A 2,007-nucleotide genomic window follows, 5' to 3' on the forward strand; every position below is an offset into this window, starting at 1 on the left:
GCCTTGCGGCAGGCGGCCGGGCCGGCGCTGTCGCTGGCGACCTTCGGTGTCCTTTTGACCACCGGCCTGTTCGGCGCCGCCGCCTATTATCTGCTCGACCTGACCTGGCTGGAATCCTTCCTGCTCGGTGCCGCCGTCGCCTCGACCGACGCCGCGGCGGTGTTCTTCCTGCTGCGCGCCGGCGAGATCAATTTGCGCGAGCGCGTGCGTTCCACGCTCGAGGTGGAATCCGGCACCAATGACCCGATCGCCATCTTCCTGACCATCACGCTGGTCGAGGTCATCGCCGCCAATACCCACCCCGAGGCCAAGGTGCTGGTCACCGATCTTGCCGTCGGCTTCCTTGTCAACATGGGCCTCGGTGCGGTCATCGGCATTCTCGGCGGCATGGCCATCGTGCGCCTTGTCGATCGCCTCAATCTCGATCACGGCCTGCTGCCGATCTTCGTGCTGACGCTGTCGCTGATGGTGTTCGCTGCCGCCGGCGCCGTCGGCGGCTCCGGCTTCCTGGCGGTCTATCTCGCAGGCCTGATTGCCGGCAATTCCGATATCCGGGCCGTCACCATCCTCAAGCGCTTCCAGGACGGCATGTCGTGGCTGGCGCAGATCATCATGTTCCTGATCCTTGGCCTGTTCGCAACGCCCTCGCAATTTCCGGCGATCCTGGTGCCGGCGGTGCTGCTTGGCCTGTTCCTGATTTTTGTGGCACGGCCAATCGCCGTCTGGCTCTGCCTGATGCCGTTCCGTCTGCCGCGCCCGGAAGTCGCCTTTGTCTCATGGGTTGGCCTGCGTGGCGCCGTGTCGATCCTGCTTGCCATCACGCCGCTGCTCGGCGGCCTGGAGAACGGCCGCCTCATCTTCAACACTGCCTTCATCATCGTGCTGGTCTCGCTGATCATCCAGGGATGGACCGTCGGGCCGCTGGCACGCCGCCTCGGCCTTATCGTGCCGGCCCGCCTGGGACCGCTCGACAAGGTCGAATTGGAACTGCCGGGCTCCGCCCATCATGAGCTTCTCGCCTACCGCGTGGCACCCGGCAGCCCGGTGGCGCGCGGCGAACGCATTCCGCGCTGGGCGCGGCCGTCGCTTGTGTTGCGCGACGGACGCTCGATGCGCTTCCAGGACATGGGCCGGCTGGCGGCCGGCGACCATGTCTACATCTTCGTGCCGGACCGCTATCCGCGCCTGCTCGACAAACTGTTCGCCAGCCGTGCCGTGGTCGATCCCGAGGATGCGGACTTCTTCGGCGCCTTCGCCGTCGATCCGTCACGCTCCGCCGAGGAACTGGAGACCGCCTATGCGCCGGGCCTGACCGAAGCGGAACACAAGCTCAGCATTGGCGACCTGGTCACTACGCGGCTCGGCGGCCACGCCGAATACGCCGACCGCGTGCTGCTCGGTCCGATCGAGCTGATCGTCCGCGACGTCGACGACAAGGGTAGGATCACCGGCCTTGGCCTGTCCTTTGAGCCGACCGCGCCGGTGGCGCGCGTCCCGGTATTCCTCAGCGCCGGTGAAATCCGCGACCGCATCGCCGCCTTCATCCGCAACCGGCGCAAGCCGGCCGAAGCGCAGGCGGTCGAGGCGGCGGCCGAAATGGAACCGGTTCCGCAGCCCGTGGTGGAAAAGACAACTGGCGAAGGCTGACCGCTGTCGACCCGCGGAACCCTGCCGCGAGGCTGAAGAATGGCTCGGCAACTGGCGTGGCGAGCCATATGGTCCGACATCGCCGGAATCCCGATCGCCCGGCTGCGCTAAGGCATCTGGCCGAACAGTCGCCATTCTCCGTGACTGCACGGCGCGCCATAGGGGGCGCTTTAATTGTTGCGGGCCGCGACGAACTGCGCCGCTTGTTTCAGAAGCGCGGCTTGTTCGCCATAGGGCTCGAGCAGCGCATGAGCCTGGTCGACAAGACCATGGAGCTGGTCCCGCGCCCAGCCCGGTCCGTGCAGCGCGACCAGCGTCGCCTTGCCGGCCGCGGCATCCTTGCCGGTCGCCTTGCCCATC

Annotated in this window: 1 protein-coding gene and 1 pseudogene; one reads left to right on the forward strand and one right to left on the reverse strand. The window is 66.9% G+C overall.

Annotated elements, in window-relative coordinates:
* Nucleotides 1-1,647 (forward strand): potassium/proton antiporter (locus E5W70_RS06800; RefSeq protein WP_292655613.1); only part of this gene is annotated, 1,647 nt, incomplete at its 5' end.
* Nucleotides 1,648-1,817: 170 nt separating this feature from the next.
* Here the strand turns inward: E5W70_RS06800 and E5W70_RS06805 are convergent.
* A pseudogene (locus E5W70_RS06805) lies at nt 1,818-2,007 on the reverse strand (polyprenyl synthetase family protein); the annotation flags it as partial.

Source organism: Mesorhizobium sp., assembly GCF_005063415.1.
Lineage (GTDB): Bacteria > Pseudomonadota > Alphaproteobacteria > Rhizobiales > Rhizobiaceae > Mesorhizobium.